At 64.3% G+C, this 16,335-nt stretch carries 11 protein-coding genes; 2 read left to right on the forward strand and 9 right to left on the reverse strand.

Annotation, left to right across the window (positions count from 1 at the left end; all coding sequences use genetic code 11):
- Positions 1–10 precede the first annotated feature (10 nt).
- Both FBY31_RS13420 and FBY31_RS13425 read left to right on the forward strand, forming a co-directional pair.
- The gene (locus FBY31_RS13420; protein WP_142041745.1) at positions 11–787 is read left to right on the forward strand and encodes a hypothetical protein; all 777 of its coding nucleotides are present in this window, start codon (positions 11–13) and stop codon (positions 785–787) included.
- Positions 771–2,807: an O-antigen ligase family protein gene (locus FBY31_RS13425; RefSeq protein ID WP_160142465.1), complete on the forward strand. Its 2,037-nt coding sequence runs from the start codon at positions 771–773 to the stop codon at positions 2,805–2,807. Before FBY31_RS13420 ends, FBY31_RS13425 begins: the two co-directional genes overlap by 17 nt.
- Positions 2,808–2,926: 119 nt before the next feature.
- Here FBY31_RS13425 and FBY31_RS13430 read toward each other — a convergent pair whose 3' ends face one another.
- From FBY31_RS13430 to FBY31_RS13470, 9 genes are all read right to left on the reverse strand, one after another.
- A complete protein-coding gene (locus FBY31_RS13430) occupies positions 2,927–5,632 on the reverse strand; it encodes a WecB/TagA/CpsF family glycosyltransferase (RefSeq protein ID WP_142041751.1) in 2,706 nt (901 codons plus the stop codon).
- 296 nt (positions 5,633–5,928) lie between these two features.
- Positions 5,929–7,230 carry a M18 family aminopeptidase gene (locus FBY31_RS13435; protein WP_142041754.1) on the reverse strand — a complete coding sequence of 434 codons (1,302 nt, stop codon included), beginning with the start codon at positions 7,228–7,230 and terminating at the stop codon, positions 5,929–5,931.
- Positions 7,231–7,240: 10 nt separating this feature from the next.
- A complete protein-coding gene (locus tag FBY31_RS13440; RefSeq protein ID WP_142045372.1) occupies positions 7,241–8,650 on the reverse strand; it encodes an amino acid permease in 1,410 nt (469 codons plus the stop codon).
- A gap of 260 nt (positions 8,651–8,910) precedes the next feature.
- Entirely contained in the window at positions 8,911–9,807 is an 897-nt protein-coding gene (locus FBY31_RS13445; RefSeq protein WP_142041756.1) for an ABC transporter permease, read from the reverse strand.
- 5 nt (positions 9,808–9,812) lie between these two features.
- Complete coding sequence (locus FBY31_RS13450) at positions 9,813–10,760, reverse strand: ABC transporter ATP-binding protein (protein ID WP_142041759.1); 948 nt, start codon at positions 10,758–10,760, stop codon at positions 9,813–9,815.
- Between the two features lie 165 nt (positions 10,761–10,925).
- The gene (locus FBY31_RS13455; protein ID WP_142041762.1) at positions 10,926–12,422 is read right to left on the reverse strand and encodes a bifunctional phosphatase PAP2/diacylglycerol kinase family protein; all 1,497 of its coding nucleotides are present in this window, start codon (positions 12,420–12,422) and stop codon (positions 10,926–10,928) included.
- Between the two features lie 62 nt (positions 12,423–12,484).
- A complete protein-coding gene (locus tag FBY31_RS13460) occupies positions 12,485–13,678 on the reverse strand; it encodes an MFS transporter (RefSeq protein ID WP_142041765.1) in 1,194 nt (397 codons plus the stop codon).
- Positions 13,675–14,448 (reverse strand): DeoR/GlpR family DNA-binding transcription regulator, encoded by a 774-nt coding sequence (locus FBY31_RS13465; RefSeq protein ID WP_142041768.1) that lies wholly within the window; start codon positions 14,446–14,448, stop codon positions 13,675–13,677. The genes FBY31_RS13460 and FBY31_RS13465 overlap by 4 nt, the downstream gene beginning before the upstream one ends.
- A gap of 174 nt (positions 14,449–14,622) precedes the next feature.
- A complete protein-coding gene (locus tag FBY31_RS13470; RefSeq protein ID WP_142041771.1) occupies positions 14,623–16,305 on the reverse strand; it encodes an ABC-F family ATP-binding cassette domain-containing protein in 1,683 nt (560 codons plus the stop codon).
- Positions 16,306–16,335: the final 30 nt, after the last annotated feature.

Genomic DNA, 16,335 nt, shown 5'->3' on the forward strand with positions numbered 1-16,335 from the left:
GAGTCGATAGATGTTCCTGCGTGATTTGTTCGCCAGCCTAAGGCGGAGATGGTATCTGGTCATAGCCGGAGTCCTCCTGACCGCCGCTCTGGCCTTCGTCGTCTACGGCCGGGCGCCGGTGAGGTACGAGGCCACCGGCAGTGTTGCTTTGGTGCCCCCGCCGACTGCCGTCATCTCCGGCGACAACCCGTTCCTTTACATGGGCGGACTGGAACAGGCGCTGGGGGTCCTTACCGTCAAGCTGAATTCTCCCGACGTGCAGCGCGGTATCGTCGGCAAATACGACTCAGTTGAGTACTCCACCAGCCGGGACCCCTCGACCAATGGGCCCATCGTCCTGGTTACGGTCACCGCGGCCAGGGAAGAGGACGCACTGAAGGCCCTTGATGACGTCCTTGGCGCTGTACCGCAGAACCTCAACAGCCTGCAGGATTCGCTGAACGTCAGCGAGCCTTCCACCGTGACGTCATTGCCGTTGTCTTCAGATGAGGAAGCCGGGATAGATGACAGTGCCAGGACGCGGATGACCCTGAGCTTCGGCGCAGCGGGCATCGCTGGAACACTGCTGCTGACCGGGCAACTGGACAAGGTCCTCCTTCGTCGGCGGGCAGGCAAGGGAACGCGACGGGCAAGGGCGGGGTCCCGCAACGGTAAGCGGCCCGAAGGCCTTGGTAGCGTTGCCGCCCAAGTTCATAAAGCGGATGAAGCGTCCGAAGATCAGCAGCACTTCCCCGGCACCCCAACCCTGGGCCCCGAACATGAGCGCATGCATGCGCAGACACGCTGACCCGCGGAGCTCCATGCTCTCCATAGCCGCCAGCGGTCCCGAACGGGACCGTACGGGATGGGACGCCGTCGATTTCCTGATCATTTATTTCCTGATACTCCTGGTGCTGCCCTCCAACCGGGCCATTGAGGCGCTGGGCGGGGCGGGAGCACCCGCAGCACTGTTTGCCTTAGTGCTTCTTCCGTGGTGGGGCTGGTACCACTTGCAGCGGAATGCCCGTATCCTCGCGGACCGCATCCAGCCTGTTCGGATGGCGATGTTCATCTTCATAGGATGTGTCATGGCGAGTTATGCGGCAGGCGCCCTTCGGGCAGCGACGCCCACCGAGACGAATGGACTGAACCTCGGACTGGTCCGGACCGCCGCATTCGCGAGTGTCCTGTTTTTGGCCAGTGACGGAATTCCCACCAAGGAGCGGTTGATCGGCTTCCTGCGCTGGTGCTGCCTCCTCGCCGGCTTGTATGCGGCACTTGGAATCCTGCAATTTTTCACAGGCCAGTCATTTGTTGCAGACCTGGCCATTCCCGGCCTGTCGGTCAGTGATTTCGGGGCCCTTCAGGAACGCGGCGGTTTCAGCCGGCCTTCCGCCACTGCTCGGAATCCACTGGAGTACGCCTTCGTGATGTCCATGCTCTTCCCTGTCTCCATCAGCCTTGCACTGCATGACCGCGGTAGGCATGTCTTCCTGCGGTGGTTCCCCGTCGCCGCCATTGCCTTTGCCCTCATGCTCTCCGTATCCCGTTCGGCAATCATCGGCCTGGCGGTGGCGGTGGCGGTACTCTTTCCGTTCTGGTCCCCGCAGATCCGCTGCAAGGCGGGTATTGCCGCGCTGGGCCTGCTTGTCACGGTGTGGGCCGTGGTACCAGGAATGATGGGAACAGTGCTGGGCCTCTTCGGCGGGGAGGACGCCAGCCTGAAATCCAGAACCGAGAACTACGACATCGTGTGGACTTTCTGGCAGATGAACCCCGTCTTTGGCAGGGGCCTGGGTACGTTCCTGCCCGAGTACCGGATTCTTGACAACCAATACCTCGTCAGCCTGATAGATACCGGTAGCGCGGGCCTGGCTGCCTTAATCGCTGTTCCCGTCACGGCCTTCGCGGCTGCCCTCATCGCCCGAAAGCGCTACACCGAAGAGCTGTATGTTCAACTCGGTCCAGCGCTGGCGGCCGGAGTCGCAGCCGGAACAACGCTGACTGCTTTCTTCGATGTCTTGTCGTTTCCGCAGGCGGCGGGCTGTCTCTTCCTCATGACGGGCGTGTGTGGCGCTTACTGGCACCTGCGGGACCTGCCGTCAGCGTCTTTTCCGGCTCTCCCGCGCCTGCGGTCCACAAGCGGATGGGGAAACATCAGGCACTGGGCACCTGCCCTGACCGTATTGCTGCTGATGGCGCCCTTCGTCGTTGCTGCCAGCCAAAGCAAAGGAGTCTATTGGGCCCGGCAGGATGTGGTTTTCCTGCCACCTCCGGGGGCAGCGGCAGGAAACCCCCTTCGCTCGGATTCGCAGGACATCGTCCAGTTCGCCGCAGTGATCGAACGCCGGGCCATTGCCAAGGGCAGCGAGCCGCAGCTCAAGACAAACGGCGCAAGCCTCTACTCAACCGGGATCCGGGAAGGCTACTCCGTGTACCTTCCCAACGGCGGGACTCAGTGGCAGCCTTCGTTCGGCAGGGCCGTGGTCACCGTTGAAGCCGTGGCGGAAGACCCTGCCACAGTGGAAAAAATGGTGGCAGAACTGACCGGAAAAGTCGCGGCAGCGGCGGTTCAGGAACAGGACTCCTTGGGGGTGGCCGGGACTGCGCGCATCACCACTGAAGGCTCACCCTCGGCAATAACCGTAAGTTACCACGCCTCCAGGCCCACGGCGGCGGCGGTGGTGCTGGTCCTGCTCGCCTTTGGTCTTTGTACGGGCGCTGCTGCCGTGGCCGGCAGAGTACCCCGATATCCCGTCCGGCGCAGGCAGCAAACAATGGGTGGCGCAGAGGAAATATCACTGGGCCAATCGCGTAGACCGCGCTGACGGGGATCCGGCCTCACCGCGCCCAGGGGATGTCGGGCGCCTTCCGGCAGGCCGGCAGCCGCAAACCGCAATGGCCGATGGACTTATCCCACTGATAGGTCCATCGGCCATTTTCCGCTTCAGCGGCTACTGTCGTCCCGCTCCCAGACTGCCGTGCCAGCCTTTCGGCCCGGAACCCGTGCCCGCACCGCGAAGAAAGTATATACAGCGGCGTCCATGGCCGACGTCGGCCCGTTCACTGTGGCCAGCAGCTCCGCCAGCCTGCCGCTGACCCTGATTGTGCCCCCTTGCTCCGCATTGCCGCGGTAAGTGCGGCGCAGGATCGAGTTCAGCCCTGTGATGGTGCGTGGGGTCCGGACCACCAAGGCCTTGGTTGTCAGGATGGTCTTCTCGGCGGAGGTGAACTGCGAATCGACGAAAAGGTCGTCGGCCGTCAGGTCGGGGAAGCAGCCAAATCTGGTATGGCCCTCAGCACTGACGGCATATGCGCCGGCACCCCAAAGATGTGTCCGCTGGGAGGGCATCCTGGAGCGTGCCCGGTAATATGAGCGGACCAACCAGTGGGCTCCCCGGCTGTCGTAGATAAAGTCGGGGCGGGCTGCGAGCAGACGCCCGACGGACAGCGAGGAGAACAGTGCGGCCAAGGCTGGAGGATGAATCTCGATATCCGCGTCGAGGTAAAGCCGCGGCCACGTGGTCGCAAGTGCATCTGCTGCATTGAGTGCCGCCACTTTGGAGGCTTCGGTGAGTTCGAGGACCTGTACACCCGGGTAGCGTCGCGCAATTCCTTCAGTGCCGTCTTCACACGCGTTGCAGGCCACGATGACTTCCAGCCGGCCGGCGGCCGCGTAGGGAGCCAGATGATCGAGTGTGCGCGCAAGAACCGCAGCCTCGTTGTGGGCTGGGATGACGACGGACCCCCTTGGCATGAGCGAAGGGTCCAGCTCCGAATCAGGATGCGGAAGGTCAGACCAGCGCGATTCGTGCGCGACTGTTGCGAGGACCCCGCGGTTGCCCGGCAGGGGCGCCCGAAGCAGGGAACTGAGGATCACTGCCGCGTGGAAGACGCGGGCATAGGAGACCGGCCTGAACTTGCGGACGTAGCGGACGCGGTTCGCAGCCATAAGCGCATTCAGTGCTGCCGAAGCTCCGGAAGCCCCGCGGGAATGAGCCATCCTTGCCGTGGGCTCAAACCACACGGTGGCCCCGGCACGTCGGACGCGGCGCATGAAGTCAGTTTCCTCCGAATAGAGGAAGTACCGCTCGTCCCAATCTCCGACCGTTCGGGCAATCCTGCTGTCTATCAGCAGTGCGGCGCCGGTTGCCCAGTCCACCTGGTGGGCCCGCGCGTAGCTGTCCGGGTGGAAATCCATTTCGGACAACCACCCGGGGCGCTCTGGGATCCGGCTGCCCAGGACAGCATCGCCCACTGCCCTCGCGACGGTTGGTTCGCGCCGCAGCGACGGGTATACACTGCCATCGTCATCGCGCAGCAGGGGGACGACAACGCCGGCGCCCGACTGCTGCATCCGGGTGCGCATCCTGGCCACGCACCCCTGCTCCATCCGAATATCCGGGTTCAGGACCAGGAACGCATCCACTGAGCCAGCCCGTCGCATGGCAAGATTGATGCCCGCCGCATACCCCAGGTTGCCGCCGGTCCGGAAAATGTCCACATCATGCTGCCCGGAGAGCGCATCCACCGTTGTGGTGGACGGTGAATTATCCGCGACAATGACCCGGATGCTCTGCTCGCCGGTTTCCCTGCGGAGATCTGCCACCAGCAACGGAAGTGTGTCCTGGCTGTTATAGGTCACGATCAGGACGGCAACCTGGGCGGCATCGCCGTTTGCCGTGAATTTTTGAGCTGGCGAATGTGGGATCCCGGCTACAACTGGGGAGGCGGGTTGCAGCGGCTCCGGACGGACTGGAGCCTTGGCCTCGGCCCCACTGAAAGACCGGAGCCTGGCATAGGCGGGAGGGCCGTCCATCAAGTACCGCGAGGCCAGACGCTTCGGCTCAAGTGCCAGTCGCCAGGCCCATTCAAGCCCGGCATCGCGGAGCGGTTCCGGCGCCCGGCGAACGCTGCCAGCCAGGAAATCGACGGTAGCTCCGAAGGCCAGCAGCACCCTGGCGCCGGTGAGATGGCCGAAGTTGTTGATCCACAGCTCCTGCAGCGGTTTGCCCAGGCAGACGAACAGGATGTCCACCCCGGCGGCCGAAATTGCAGCGGCCAGCGCCTCCGATGCCCCTGGATCCGACAGGGACTGCCGTTCAGGCGCCCAATAGCCAGCAACTTCGAGTGTCCCCAGCTCCTGGCTTAGGCGCCCGCGGACCAGATCATGCGTAGCAGCCAGCCCGCCCATAAATCCCACACGTAATGAATTTTCCGCGGCGGCGGCCAGGATGGGCAAGGCTAGGTCACTGCCGGCCAGCCGTGGCCAGCGGACCTTCGTAACCCTTTCAGCCTGGGTCACCAGTGGTGCACCGTCCAGGAGGGTCAGCCATTCCACAGGCCCATTCCGCCGCAGGGCGCCGGACCACTGTGAGCCGTGGCCAAAGTGCTTGATGTGGTCCAAGTTGGCAGAGGCAACGGCAAGAGGCTTCTCCTCGCTGCCGGCACGCTTCATGATGATCTCCAGGGCTTCCTCGAAAGCCGTCAAATGGACCAGTGCACCGCCAAGGTTTATGGGCACGGGAAGTGCGCGCACGGTGGCCGGAGGCTGCGTCGGTGCGGGCGGGAGCAGGTCGGTCGGCGTGACCACCGGGCTCGCGGTGCTCGACTTTTTGGTCAGGCGGGGAAGGACTCCAGGTGCAGACGTCATATTTTGGCTCCATGGTCGCGGCGCAACCTGCGACGGCCAAGTCCGGGGTCTGCACTCCCCGTGCCGGCCAGGCACCAATGCTTGGCGCCCTGCCTGATGCGTCAGTCATTTTTCACAGAGGTCCTTTCGGTGGCCGGACCGTAAGGTCCCGCCCGTTTGCAGCCCGGAACCATGGACCGCAAACCCAAAGGGCTTCCGTATTTCCCAACCGTAGGCTCAGCCCAACCGCCCTACTAGGCGGCGGGACCCGCTATGTGGGTATCCGCACCAGCTTTGTGGCGGAAACCAGGCCAAAACTACGCAGAGGTCCGGAAAAAGAGCTCTGTCACAGCAGCCAAACGCCGTGGATCCTCCACACCGCACAGCTCCCGCGCCGAGTGCATCGAGAGCAGCGGAACACCAACGTCCACGGTCCGGATTCCCAGGCGCGTGGCGGTGAGCGGACCGATAGTCGATCCGCATGGGATCGCGTTGTTCGACACGAACTCCTGGTACGGGATATCCGACTCCGCACACAGGCGCGCCCACAAAGCTGCGCCGGACGCGTCCGTGGCATAGCGCTGGCTGGCATTGATTTTGAGCAGCGGGCCGCCGTTGAGCACCGGGTGGTTGACGGGGTCGTGCCGCTCGGCATAGTTGGGATGGACCGCATGTCCGGCATCAGCAGAAACACAGAACGATGCCGCCAGCGCCTGGCGCCGCTGGCTCACTGATGCACCAAGGCCGTCAGAGATGCGCACCAGCACGTCCTCAAGGATGGGCCCGCTGGCCCCCGAACGGGAGTTGGAGCCAATCTCCTCATGGTCGAATGCGGCGAGGACGGCAATCGGTGCGCCCGCTTCAGTTCCCGAAGCGTGCGCGATCAGTGCCACCAGCCCCGCGTGGGTGGCGGAGAGGTTGTCCAGCCTCCCGGACGCGAAGAACTCACCGTTCCCCCCGAAAACCGCAGGGGCCTGCGTGTCTGCAATGACGACGTCGTATCCGCCAATCCGGGCCGGATCCACGGAAGCATCCGGCACATGCGAAGCCAGCACGGCGAGCAGGTCAAAATCGGCAGGATTCCCCAGCCCCCACACGGGATTCATGTGCCGCTGCTTGTCCAGGGCCAGGCCATCATTCACGGCCCGGTCCAGGTGGATGGCCAGCTGCGGGAAGCGCAGCATGGGCCCGGTAGCGGTGAGGTGCTCGGCGCCGTCCAGCATCACCAGCCGGCCCGCGAGCTGCAGTTCGCGGTCCAGCCATGAATTCAGCAGTGGACCGCCGTACACTTCCACACCCGCCTGCAGCCAGCCGAATGCGCCGGTGGTGGGCTTGGGCTTGAGTTTGAAGGAGGGCGAATCCGTGTGCGCTCCCAGGATGTTGAACCCGGTAGTGGGCCCGGCGCCCTCCGGCGCAACCCATGCGATCAACGCGCCGTCACGGATCACAAAAAACGAACCGGCACCGCCCTCCCAGGGTTCCAGCTCATCAAGGCGGACAAAGCCGGCCTCCCCCAGCCGCCGCGCAGCTTCATGCACTGCATGAAAGCTCGACGGCGATGCGCTGACGTAGGCGCCAAGGTCCTGGATGTGGTCTGCGGCGGAGGAGGGTAAAGGCATGGTCCCGAGTCTAGCGCCGGGCTTCCTCCGCCGGCGTCCGCTCTACTGTGGCCGGCAGGCCAGCGGCCGTTGCACCCTGCCGCCGGTAGCGGAGCACGCCCACGGCCACAACTACGGCAGCCAGTGCCAGGGAGAGCAGCAGCGATTCGCGGGTTGACTCCACGATCACCATGCCGATCAGCAGCGCCACGATGCTGATGATGGCTGCCCACGTGAGGTACGGGAAAAGCCACATCTTCAGCTGCAGGTCTTTTGCGGCAGCGCCCATCCGGCGGCGCAGGATCAGCTGCGAAGCGGAGATGACCAGCCACACGAACAGTGCGATGGCACCGGAGGTGTTGACCAGGAACAGGAAGACCGTGTCCGGGGCGATGTAGTTCAGCCCCACCGTGACAAAGCCAACCACCGTGGAGGCAAGCACGGCTGCGGCGGGGACCCCGCGCTTGGAGATGCGCGTCCAGGAGCGCGGTGCATCACCTCGTGTGGAGAGCGAGAACAGCATCCGGCTGGCGGTGTAGAGTCCGGAGTTCAGGCAGGAAAGCACCGAGGTCAGGACGACGACGTCCATAATGGTTCCGGCGCCAGGGATGCCGAACAGTTCGATGACTGCGACATAGGGGCTCTTGGCGACGGACGCCGAGTTCCATGGCAGCAGGGTGACCACCACGGCAATGGAGCCGATGTAGAACACCAGAATGCGCCAGACTGTGGATTTGACGGCTTTCTTCACCGCATCCACCGGGTTCTCGGATTCACCGGCGGCGATGGTGGCTATCTCTGCACCGAAGAAGGAGAAGACCACCACGAGGATGCCGGCCAGGACGGCACCCGGGCCGTTGGGCATAAAGCCGCCGTTATTGATCAGGTTGCTTAGGCCTGGTGCGGGAACACCGGGTACCAGGCCCAGGATCGCGGCGGCGCCGAAGACCAGGAAGAGGACAATTGCTGCCACCTTAATGGACGCGAACCAGAATTCGAACTCACCATACGACTTCACCGAACCAAGGTTGGTCAGCGTCAGCAGCACCATGAGCAGTAGCGCCCACACCCACTGGTCGATGCCAGGCACCCAGCGGTGCATGATGGCTGCCCCGGCTGTGGCTTCAATGCCCAGGACGATAATCCAGAACCAGGCGTAGAGCCATCCGATGCTGAACCCGGCCCAGCGGCCCAGTGCCTTGTCCGCATATGTCGAGAAGGAGCCGGTTTCAGGATTGGCAGCCGCCATCTCCCCCAGCATGCGCATCACAAGGATGACCACCAGCCCGGCTGCCGCGTAAGCGACGAGTATGCCCGGGCCGGCCTGCTGGATCGCGGCCCCCGAACCTACAAACAGGCCTGCGCCGATGACGCCCGCGATGGCGATCATCGACAGGTGCCTGGGTTTCAAGGATTTTGATAGTTGCTGCTCAGCATGCATGGAGGTGCCGTCCTGTAGGAGAATCGCCTGGGGCATGGGTCGTGGTATCGCGATGGTGGTGATCACTGGCAGAAATGTGACCCACCCCACCGCCGTTGTTTTACCCTAGTCCCGCCTTCACGTGTGGCGCCTTGTGCAATTCACCATAAACAATGAGCAAGGGCAGGTCGCGGCTCCAAGCAATCGCCGCAGAATGCATCAAAAGTTTTCATGAAGGCAACTCTGTCATGTGCCGGAAACCACGGCGCCCAAGGCCCGTCCTATACGTCGCGTTTCTTCAGCGCAATCATTGCCGGGACCAGGAACAGCAGCACGTAGCCCAGGAAGATCAGCCCGCCATGCCAAGGGTCAATGATGCCGTCGGTGTGACCAACCGACAGGAACCTTCCGCCGGCTTCACTCGGAATGTACTGCGGGACGTACTTCCAGAACTCGCCGGGGATAAGGGTCATAAAGCTTGCGGCGATGGACAGAACGAAGAATATTGCCACCAGGACAGTGATGCCGCCGGCGGAGTTGCGCAGCAGCGTTCCCAGGGATAGGCCGATCAACGCAACCCCGGCCACATAGAGGCCGCCGGTGAAGATGCTGTACAGCACGCCGCCGGTTGACCAGTCGAGGTCGAAGCCCATGCCCTCGAACACCGGCATGGCGATCAGGAAGGTGGCTGCGCCGGCAATAGTGGTGATGACATAGGAAATGACGGCGAGGATGATCGCCTTGGCCGCAAAGGCGGGTGTGCGTTGCGGGACGGCGTTCATGGTGGATCGGATCATTCCGGTGGCGTACTCGGAGGACATAAAGAGGACCGCGAGCGAGCCGAGGATCAGGATGCCGATCTGCAGCCCCGCGTTGGGCAGGTTGTACAGGTCAAAGCCGGAGCCTGGAGGGAACGATTTTTCCAGCATTTCGGGGGTCATTGTCTGGCCCCTGTCCCTGGCGTTGCGGATCATCTCGTCCAGGTAGGTGTAGCGGATCAGGACAGCCAGCGCCCCCACGCCGATGATGGCAACGAGCGTCAGGAGCAGCAGGATGCGGGTGGACAACAGGGACCACAGCTTGATCCATTCGGATCGCAGGACGCCGCCAAAGGTTACCCCCCGTGAACCTGCGGAGGAACGGGTGGGGGCGTTACGGGTTTCAGTCATGGCGCTCATCGTCCTTACTTTCCTGCCGCTGCCGGGGCGGCCAGGGCAGGCCCGCCGGCCAGGTGTGAGTGGTATTCCACTTCGTCCTTGGTGAGGTCGAAGTACGCGTCTTCCAGCGATGAAAGCTGTGGAGTGAGCTCATACAGCAGCACCTGGTTGTCCAGGGCAATCTGGGCGATCTGCCGCGAATCCATCCCTGTCACTTCCAGGGTTTCCGGTTCGCTCTGGTCCACGGTGACCCCGTCACCGGCCAGGAGGGCAGACAGTTGCAGTGCGGCGCCCGTCCGAACCAGCGTCTTGGCCTGGCGCGTTCCGGCAATGATTTCCTTCACCGGGGCATCGGCGATGATCCGGCCGCGGCCTATAACGATCAGGTGGTCTGCGGTCTGGGCCATCTCACTCATCAGGTGCGAAGACAGGAAGATGGTCTTGCCCTGGTTGGCGAGGTACCGGACGAGGTTCCGGACCCACAGCACACCTTCCGGGTCCAGGCCGTTGACCGGTTCGTCCAGGATGAGGGTCTGCGGGTCGCCCAGCAGGGCCGCGGCAATGCCCAGCCGCTGGCCCATGCCCAGGGAGAACCCGCCGGCCTTCTTGCGGGCCACAGCCTCAAGGCCTGTCATCTCAATGACTTCCCGGACCCTGGCCTTGGGAATTCCGTGCGTGGCCGCCATGGCGAGCAGGTGGTTGTACGCACTGCGGCTCGTGTGGACGGCCTTGGCGTCCAGCAGCGCGCCGACCTCATGCAGTGGCGCCTTGTGACGCGCGTAGGGCAGGCCGTTGACGGTGACCGAGCCCGACGTCGGACGGTCCAATCCCATCACCATGCGCATGGTGGTGGACTTGCCGGCACCGTTGGGCCCGAGGAAGCCCGTGACGAGCCCTGGTTGCACAGTGAAGCTGACCCCGGCCACAGCGGTTTTTCCGCCATAGACCTTGGTCAGGCCTTTTGCCTCAATCATGGATTGTTTCCTTCGGACGGCAGCATGCGCTGCGGGAAATGTTGCTCGGACGGATGTCTATCTTCAACGCTACCGATCCGCCTGCCCGAATTCTCCGGTCTCAGGGATGATTCAGGGTTAACCGGGGTAGTCCCCCTGGATGACCGCCAGATGCAACGCCCGAGGTCAGGGGCGCGGGGAGTAATACGTCAATGCACGGGGCCGTACCCTGTACTCCACACTGCGTACGCCTGCCACCGCCTCGCCGTCCACAGCCAAGGCCATGGGTGACGCGCCTGCTTCGATCCGGACGCGCGTCGCCTCTGTCAGGTGGGTGATGCGTGAGGTGGCGACCGTGCCGGTCAGCACCGACCAGAGCAGGCGGAGCCGGGCAAAGGATTCGTCTGCCGTGATCATGCGGACGTCCAGGATGCCGTCGTCCAGCAGAGGCCGGAACAACGGCGCGTGGTCGCGGGGGTAGTAGCGGCCGCGTCCCACGTAGGCGATCCACAACTTGTGGCGCCTGCCGTCCACCGTCAGGGTGGTGGGGGTGCCGGCCGCGAAGGTGCGGAACATGGCCACGACTCCGGCGAGGGGCTTCCCCAGTGCAGGCTGCAGGTGTTCGCGGCGCCGCACAAGGTTGGGATAGAGCCCGATGCTGGAGGTGTTGAGCATCATCACTTCCGCCGTTTCGGGCTTGCCGGCCAGGCCGCGCTCCACGGTGACAATGCCTACGTCGGCAAGGGCAGCTTCGCCTTTAGATGCTGCGGCAAGTGCCTCCTTGAGGCTGCCGGTTCCGGCATCCCGCGCGAAGTGGTTGAGCGTTCCGCCGGGAAGCACCAGCAAGGGGAGGGAACGCTGCACGGCGGCAGCGGCCGCTGCTCCCACGGTTCCGTCGCCGCCCCACACACCGAGGGCCCGCGTACTTGGCTGTTGCGCTGTCTGCGCAATCGCCACAAGGAGATCCTCCTCCGGCTCCACGGTCCTTACATACGCCTTTGGGAATACTTGCAGAAGCGCGTCTGCTGTCTCTTCTTTGAAGGACCCGCCGAGGGTGTTCACCACGATGCTCAGTCCGTCCCCCTCCGGCAACTCAGGCGCTGCCGTCCAGGTCCGCGTGGTCGCGGGAAAGGGCGGCCGGACCGGCCACCACCGCCGCGTGACCAGGGCCGCACCGGCTCCGATCGCCGAACCAAAAAGCACATCGGAGGGCCAGTGCGCGCCGGTGTGAACGCGGGAGTAGGCAACTCCCAGTGCTGCCGGGGCCAGCGCAAACCCGAGCGAAGGCTTCACGAGTCCGACTCCCACTGCGAACGCTACTGCCGAGGCAGAATGCCCCGACGGCATGGAGGAACTTTTAGGTTGCGGATGCACAAACCGGAAAACCGGCAGGTGTTCCGGGAGCGGGCGGGCGCGGGGCAACAGCGTCTTGAAGACTCCATTGGTTACGGCGGAAGCCACTGCTTGGGCGATCAGTCCGTGAAGGGCAGCACGGCGGGGCCTGCCCGGAATGGTGGCGATGAGGGCTGCCGCACCCATCCAGAGTTTTCCGTGGTTCGCGGCCGCGGAAAGCCTGCGGAAGAAATCATCATGGTTTCCGCCGGGCAAACGGGAGACATGCCGGACCAGGTACCTGTCAGTGCGGCTGATCCATCGATGGCTCTGGCGCCATTTGCTCTGCATGCCCTCACCCTACCGCCGGAAGCAACGCGGCGGCGCAGCCGCCCTTGGTCCGGCGTCGCGGTTTACTTGACCTTCAATGGCTTGGCCGCACCCGCCAGCAGGAGCGCCAGGAGGATGGGCGCAAGGATGGCCAGCAGTGCCTTGTGGATTCCCGTGAGGTCACCCAGGTAACCCAGCAGGGGAGGACCGGCCAGGAACGAGATGTATCCCAGGGTGGACACCACGGAGACCCGCGCTGCGGCGTGCCGGGGATCGTCAGCGGCGGCGGACATTCCCATCGGAAAGGCCAGGGCAGCCCCAACGCCCCAGAGTGCGGCACCGCCTGCGGCCACCCAGGCATTCCCGGCGAGCACGAAGAGGCAGAGTCCGACGGCGGCTGCGGCCATGCTGGCCCGGAGGACGGCAACCCGGCCATACTTGTCGATGACGCGGCCACCGAAGAAGCGCATCGCCGTCATGGCCAGGACAAAGAGGGCAAACATCAGGGCACCGGTGGATTCGGAGGTTCCCAGCCCGTCCACTGATGCCTTGGCAATCCAGTCATTGCCCGCACCTTCGGTCAAGGTGGCCCCGAGGACCACGACGCCGATGAGCACGGTCCTGCTGTCCCGCCACGCCGAGGGACCTTTGACAGCCTTGGCGCCTTCCGCGGGAGCCGGAACGGCGGCGTGCGGGAGGAAGTAGCGTGGCGCGGTCATGGTCACCAGCAGCACGATGCCCACGATGACCAGCAGGTGCAGCGGCAGGTCGACACCGAGGTTTGACAGACCCGCGCCAATGAGGGCGCCCACGAAGGCCCCGCCGCTGAAGGCAGCGTGGAACTGGGGCATGATGGTGCGCCGCAGCTTATGTTCCACATCAGCGCCTTCGATGTTCTGCGACACGTCCCACAGGCCGATGGCGATACCGAAGAAGAACAGGGAAATGGCCGTGCCGGGGATGGACTCGATGGACAGCGAGAACGCGATTCCCGCCCCTGCGGCCGAGGCCAGCAGTCCGCCCAGGCGGACGGTGTTCGCTGTACCGAGTCGTCCCACCACCCATCCGGCAGTGGGCAGTGCCAGCAGTGAACCGACGGCGGTGCACAGCAGCAGGGTGCCCATTTGTCCGGACGTGATCTGCAGTGTTTGGGTAACCGCGGGAATCCTGGCCGCCCAGCTGGCGAAAACCAGTCCGTTGATGCCAAAGACAACAACAGTGGCAGCCGCGGCTGCCTTAAGTCCAGCTTCTTCTGCCGTGCCGGTGTTGATGCTCATACGTTCACTACTTCCACAGAGTTGTCGTCAAGTCGTCGCTGTTCGTCCGGGCTGAACCGCTTGTCCGTGACCATGATGTCCACACGGTTCAGGCCTGCCACAAGGGCCCGGGCATGTGCTTCCCATTTCGCTGCGGCGGCCGCCACCACCACGCGCGACGCTGATTCGAGCCCGGCACGCTTCACCGCCGCGTCTTCCAGGTCATGGGCAAGGAGCCCGTCCTTGAGGTCCAGGGCGCAGGGCGTCACCACTGCAGTGTCAAAACGCAGCGAGCGGACGTTGGATTCCGCGAGCGGACCCCGGAAACACAGTTCGGCGGGTACGAGGCTTCCCCCGGGCAACAGCAGGGCGGGGCGGGTTCCGGCCGTGGCTTCCTCAGCCGTGAGCACGTTGAGTGACCGCAGTGACATCGGCATCAGGGTCAGGTTCCTCCCGGCCAACGCCCGGGCCACCTCGGTGGCGGTGCTGCCACTGTCCAGCCAGACATGCTCCCGGTCCCGAAGGAGGCTGGCCACGGCGGCGGCGATGCGTTTCTTGGTGTCCTGGTCCTCCAGCTCGCGCTGCCCGTAGCCGGGATTCTCACCATGGCCGATCAGGCTCCGGGCCCCGCCATGGACCCGGCGTAAAACGCCGTTGGCGGCGAGGACTTCAAGGTCACGGCGGATGGTCGCCCCGGAAGCGCCACAGGCAACGGTCAACTCCTCCACCGACACCTCGTGGCGCTGCCGGAGCACTTCGGCGATGGTGCGGTGCCGCTCGTCCGTCTTCATGATCAAATGCTAACAAGCTTTGATCATTTGCTCATAAAGTCTTCAGACGCTCTCTCACTTTATGCGGCTAATTGCCGAATCCTCTCTCACTTGACGCACCTTAAGCACCGACGTTCCCGCACCGGTGCGAGAGCGTGAACGAAAAACGCGCATTAACTGAGAGAGCGTTGGGGGTCAGCGGGCGCGCTCCACCCGCTTCTCATCCCACACCGGCTCGTCCGATTCGTACACCTTCCCGTCGGATCCGAACACCAGGAAGCGGTCGAAGGTGCGGGCAAACCAGCGGTCGTGGGTCACAGCCAGGACAGTACCCTCAAAGTGGTCGATGGCCCGCTCAAGGGCCTCGGCGGAGTGCAGGTCCAGGTTGTCCGTTGGTTCGTCGAGGAGCAGCAGCGTGGCGCCGCTCAGCTGCAGGAGGAGGATCTGGAACCGTGCCTGCTGCCCGCCGGAAAGGGATTCGTACTTCTGCTCCGATTGCCCCGCAAGCCCGTACCCGTCAAGTGCACCCGCTGCCGCCTCACGGCCCAGCCCGGACCGGTGTTCGTCGCCGCGGTGCAGGATTTCCAGGAGCGTCTTGCCCAGCAGGTCCGGCCGCACGTGCGTCTGGGCAAAGAAGCCCGGGCGGATGCGGGCGCCAAGTTTCACTGTGCCCTCGTGCGGCACTTCGGCGATTTCGACGTCGGACACCGGCACGTGCTCCCGCTCGGGATCGGTCCCGCCGGTGGCCAGCAGCCGGAGGAAGTGCGATTTGCCCGAGCCGTTGGACCCGAGGACTCCCACGCGGTCACCGAACCACACTTCCGTGGAGAAGGGCTTCATCAGGCCGGTCAGTTCCAGCTTCTCGGCAACGATGGCGCGCTTGGCGGTGCGGCCGCCCTTGAGCCGCATCTGCACATTCTGCTCCATGGGCAGCGCCTCGGGCGGCCCGATCTCCAGGAATTTCGCCAGCCGGGTCTGGGCTGCGTGGTACCGGTTGGCCATATCGGAGCGGAACGCGGCCTTGTTTTTATACATATTGACCAGTTCCTTGAGCTTGACGTGCTCCTCATCCCACCGCTTGCGCAGTTCCTCAAAGCGGGCATTCCGGTCCGCCCGCGCCTCCACATAGGAGCCGAAGCCGCCGCCGTGGATCCAGGCTCCCGCGCCATTTATGCCGGGCTCAAGAGTGACGATGCGGCCCGCAGCGTTGTTCAGCAGTTCCCGGTCGTGGCTGATGAAGAAGACGGTTTTCTTGGATTCGTTCAGCTTGTCCTCAAGCCAGCGCTTGCCCGGCACGTCCAGGTAGTTGTCCGGTTCGTCGAGCAGCAGCAGGTCGTCAGGACCGGCGAAGAGCGCTTCGAGTACCAGCCGCTTCTGCTCGCCGCCGGACAGGCTCGACGCCGGTCGGTGCTGCGCGCGGTCAAAGGGGAGTCCCAGCGCGGCCATGCACACCTCGTCCCAGACGGTTTCGACGTCGTAGCCGCCCGCGTCCCCCCAGTCCACGATGGCCTGGGCGTAGCGCATCTGGCTTGGCTCGTCGTCGTGCTCCACCATCGCCAGCTCGGCGTCGTCCACCTCATGGGCTGCGGCAGCCAGGGCAGGCGGGGCCGCGGACACCAGCAGGTCACGGACCGTGGACCCGTCGCGGACCTGGCCCACGAACTGCCGCATGATGCCCATGGTGCCCGACCGGCCGACCACGCCTTCATCGGCAGTCAGGTCGCCGGCGATGATCCGGAACAGCGTGGTCTTGCCCGTACCGTTGGGGCCGATGAGGGCCGTTTTAGTGCCGTCCGGAACCTTGAAGGTCACTCCGTTGAGCAGCTGCGTGCCGTCGGAGAGGAAGTAATCGATACCGGAAACGTCAATATGGGCCACGCAATCCATCTTCCCACGGCGCACCCTCCA

It is taken from the genome of Arthrobacter sp. SLBN-100, assembly GCF_006715305.1.
Classification (GTDB): domain Bacteria; phylum Actinomycetota; class Actinomycetes; order Actinomycetales; family Micrococcaceae; genus Arthrobacter.

Bases quoted from the DNA above. Each gene is read 5' to 3' on its own strand.
- FBY31_RS13435 (WP_142041754.1), bottom strand. From the start codon at position 7,230: ATGCCTTTACCCTCCTCCGCCGCAGACCACATCCAGGACCTTGGCGCC.
- FBY31_RS13460 (WP_142041765.1), bottom strand. From the start codon at position 13,678: ATGAGCATCAACACCGGCACGGCAGAAGAAGCTGGACTTAAGGCAGCC.
- FBY31_RS13465 (WP_142041768.1), bottom strand. From the start codon at position 14,448: ATGAAGACGGACGAGCGGCACCGCACCATCGCCGAAGTGCTCCGGCAG.
- FBY31_RS13430 (WP_142041751.1), bottom strand. From the start codon at position 5,632: ATGACGTCTGCACCTGGAGTCCTTCCCCGCCTGACCAAAAAGTCGAGC.
- FBY31_RS13450 (WP_142041759.1), bottom strand. From the start codon at position 10,760: ATGATTGAGGCAAAAGGCCTGACCAAGGTCTATGGCGGAAAAACCGCT.
- FBY31_RS13445 (WP_142041756.1), bottom strand. From the start codon at position 9,807: ATGAGCGCCATGACTGAAACCCGTAACGCCCCCACCCGTTCCTCCGCA.
- FBY31_RS13425 (WP_160142465.1), top strand. From the start codon at position 771: ATGCGCAGACACGCTGACCCGCGGAGCTCCATGCTCTCCATAGCCGCC.
- FBY31_RS13440 (WP_142045372.1), bottom strand. From the start codon at position 8,650: ATGCATGCTGAGCAGCAACTATCAAAATCCTTGAAACCCAGGCACCTG.
- FBY31_RS13455 (WP_142041762.1), bottom strand. From the start codon at position 12,422: ATGCAGAGCAAATGGCGCCAGAGCCATCGATGGATCAGCCGCACTGAC.
- FBY31_RS13420 (WP_142041745.1), top strand. From the start codon at position 11: ATGTTCCTGCGTGATTTGTTCGCCAGCCTAAGGCGGAGATGGTATCTG.